Raw genomic sequence first — 3,367 nt, 5'->3', positions numbered from 1 at the left:
ATCATCGCCGTCGGTTATAAGGTCAATTCGGAACGGGCCGTGCAATTCCGTAAATGGGCAACTCAGGTTATTCGAGAGTTCACCATCAAGGGGTATGCCATGGATGATGAACGTTTGAAAAATGACGGCACTGTCCTTGGGAAAAAGTACTTTGAAGAACAGCTGGAGCGCATCCGGGAAATTCGCCTTTCCGAGCGCAAATTCTACCAAAAGATTACCGATATTTACGCCACATCCATTGATTATGATGTGACTGCTCAAGCCACCAAACGTTTTTTTGCAACCGTCCAGAATAAGCTGCACTGGGCCATTCATGGACAGACGGCTGCCGATGTGATCCTTGGCCGGGCAGACCATCAGAAACAAAACATGGGATTAAGTACTTGGAAGGACGCTCCGAAAGGAAAAATTCAGAAATTTGATGTCAGCGTAGCCAAAAACTATCTGACCGAGAATGAGATGGCGCAATTACAACGGTTGGTATCCGCCTATCTGGATGTTGCGGAAGAGATGGCTCTTCGCCAGATCCCCATGACCATGCAGGATTGGGAAGCACGTTTGAATAAATTCATTGAAGCCACCGACCGGGAAATCCTGCAGGACGCTGGAAGGGTAACGGAGGTTTATATGAAACTAGAGACAAGATACAAGATACAAGAGGGCGAAGCGCCTGCGGCGCCCATTTTAGCCCTGAATTGTTGGAGTCTTTAGTTTCATTGTTTGTTGTGGGCTTGCGGCCCATGTGGGTTATATAAATTCTAAAAGTTTTTGGTACACAAACAGGAGGTAGAATATGCCAGCACAGCCGCAAGAGAAAAATTTGATGTCACCGGCTGAATATTTGGAGATGGAAAGAACCTCTCTGGATATTAAGCATGAATTTTTTAATGGTGAGGTTTTCGCTATGGTTGGGGCCAGCAGGAACCACAACCGCATAAATGTGAATTTGACAAAAAAATTAGGGATAAATTTTGAAACCAACCCGGCTCATTGCGAAGTATTTTCTAATGACATGCGGGTTAAAACAGCAGAAAATTATACCTATCCTGATCTTACTATTTCCTGTGGGGATGCAAAATTTGAAGATGATAAGTTTGATACCCTAACAAATCCTGTTATCGTTATTGAAATTCTTTCAGATTCAACCGAACGTTTTGATAGGACGAAAAAGTTTGCTTATTATCGGGCAATTCCTACGCTTCAAGAATATATCCTTGTTTCCCAACATGAATGTTGGGTTGAGCAATATATACGCCAAAACGATATGTGGGGTTATCAATCATACGATGGGTTAGAGCAGATTTTGAAGCTGGAATCCGTTAATTTTGAACTGCCGTTATCTGAAATCTATTTGAATGTTGAGTTTGAAGATGAGCCTCATAAAATTTGAAATCGGCAGGAACAGCAGAATTTTTCAATAGAAGGGACAATAGAAGGGATCAGATAAGTAGTATCTGCTGATTTTCTATTTTGTCGGCTTTAAATAACCTATTGAATGCCAGCTTATTCTGTTGTACAAAAATTTGTAAACTGTAAATAGCTGTCACTTATTGAATTTTCGGATAAAGAGTCAAACCGTACTAAACTCAGGGCTCAAGCAATCCGATTGAGCAACTCTGGGTATAGTATCAGTCAGATTTCACAAATATGTTTGACCTGGCGGTCTTGAAGTGATTCTGAGGGGGGTAGGGGGGTAGTATTTATATATAATATTTTAAATAACTAAAATCTTTCTCTTTTAATTTTAGTTACTTGTAGGATCGGGTTCAGTCCCGGCTGAATGGAACGCTATCTAGGGTATAATCCGACAAATTGTCGACATTTTGTTGATCCGCTTGTTGATCCACAGCATGACACTCCCGGGTGGTCTCCAGGTGGTCATTTTTTGTTATTTTTTTGTTCGGTTTGAGACTCAGTTTCTGGAACCGTTTCCGGCTGATCCGGCTTAGGTGTTTCAACCGGCTTTGGCTGCTGAGGGTTTGCTTTACCAGTCCGTAATTCTCTGAATTTAGTGATTACAGGATGAGCAAGAAAATAATACACGGTCTGCGTCCAGCCATTGATTTCTTCTTTAACAGCGGTAATCAGCCCGGCTTCATTGAGGATCTTGATGTGTCTTTCAATGGTTCGGTAGCATATTCTTTTCCCCCCTCTTCTCCCGCCTTAAGGTCTGATAATATATATTATGTTAACTTTTATATTATCAGGTTCTATATCCGACTGTTTTATATAATCAAAATGTAATATTGAAATCTGCCCTGCCCGTGTTATATTATTGTCAAAATCAAACAATACCTGCAACCTGACTAACATGGAATAAAAAAGGAGACCCAATGAACACAAATCTTTCCTATCAACAAACCGGAGTAATGACCCGGGTTAATACGTTTATCAGAAGCACATACAACTGGATGGCAATTGGTCTTGCCGCTACAGGCGTGACTTCATATTTTGTATCTGAAAGCCCTGGCATGATGAAGGCCGTTTATGGCAACCCCATTATGCCCTGGGTATTATTCATCGGTCTTATAATCATGTGCGGATTTCTCAGTGCACGGATTCAAAAAATGCAGGCAAGCACCGCCACAGGTCTTTATGTGGGACTTACCGTTCTTTACGGTATCTGCCTTGCCCCAATTTTTATGATTTATACCCAGACATCCATTGCCTCAACCTTTTTTATCTGTGCTGCCACCTTTGGTGCCGCAAGTGTTTACGGGATGATAACCAAAAAAGACCTCACCGGCATGGGCCAGTTTTTAATGATGGGCTTGATAGGTATCATCATTGCCATGGTTGTGAATATGTTCATTCAAAGCTCAGCTATGCAGACCATTATCTCCATGATTGCGGTTCTGCTGTTCACAGGTCTTACCGCCTATGATACCCAGAAACTAAAATCCATGGCAGTGACCCTTCCCATGGATGCAACGGGCGCCATGGTCCGCAAAGGTGCCATCCTTGGTGCTTTAAGCCTTTACCTTGATTTTATGGGATTATTCGTTCATCTGCTCAGCCTGCTTGGTGTATCAAGGGATTAACCTTCTAACGAATATCTTCGCCTCTTAAAAAAAGCCCGGAACAAAGATGTTTGTTCCGGGCTTTTTTTGTTTTTGTAATCTGCCGTTAGATGATTTATCGTCAATGTCAGGAGCTTAAGGTTGGAAAAAGGCCCTAATCTGCTAATCAGCGCCCTCCCCTTCCCTTTTTGTGTATGCACTTACCTTGGGGTTACAAAGGTTGCTTCGGCCTTAACAAAAGCTGGTGACCGGGACTGAAACAGCGCTGCCGGACAATGCCAAGAACCATGCTCACGGTCAGGGTCGTGGATGCCACCAGCATGAACATCACCACGATCTGGTAACGG

Annotated in this window: 4 protein-coding genes; 3 read left to right on the top strand and 1 reads right to left on the bottom strand. The window is 42.7% G+C overall.

The window, feature by feature from the left end:
- Both rhuM and AB7U36_RS21050 read left to right on the top strand, forming a co-directional pair.
- Positions 1-711, top strand: a 711-nt coding sequence (gene rhuM, locus AB7U36_RS21055) for a RhuM family protein (RefSeq protein WP_428161585.1), incomplete at its 5' end; no start/stop codon positions are given.
- Between the two features lie 82 nt (positions 712-793).
- Positions 794-1,390, top strand: a complete 597-nt coding sequence (locus tag AB7U36_RS21050; protein WP_428161584.1) for a Uma2 family endonuclease — start codon at positions 794-796, stop codon at positions 1,388-1,390.
- A gap of 488 nt (positions 1,391-1,878) precedes the next feature.
- Here the strand turns inward: AB7U36_RS21050 and AB7U36_RS21045 are convergent, their stop codons facing one another.
- The gene (locus AB7U36_RS21045) at positions 1,879-2,043 is read right to left on the bottom strand and encodes a hypothetical protein (protein ID WP_428161583.1); all 165 of its coding nucleotides are present in this window, start codon (positions 2,041-2,043) and stop codon (positions 1,879-1,881) included.
- 290 nt (positions 2,044-2,333) lie between these two features.
- Here AB7U36_RS21045 and AB7U36_RS21040 point away from each other — a divergent pair, with 290 nt between their 5' ends.
- Entirely contained in the window at positions 2,334-3,041 is a 708-nt protein-coding gene (locus AB7U36_RS21040; protein WP_428161582.1) for a Bax inhibitor-1/YccA family protein, read from the top strand.
- Positions 3,042-3,367: the final 326 nt, after the last annotated feature.

The organism is Desulfobacter sp. (assembly GCF_050177295.1).
This window is presented reverse-complemented; position numbering and strand designations above follow the sequence as displayed.

Coding starts and splice junctions, on each gene's coding strand:
- AB7U36_RS21050 (WP_428161584.1), top strand. CDS start 794: ATGCCAGCACAGCCGCAAGAGAAAAATTTGATGTCACCGGCTGAATAT.
- AB7U36_RS21040 (WP_428161582.1), top strand. CDS start 2,334: ATGAACACAAATCTTTCCTATCAACAAACCGGAGTAATGACCCGGGTT.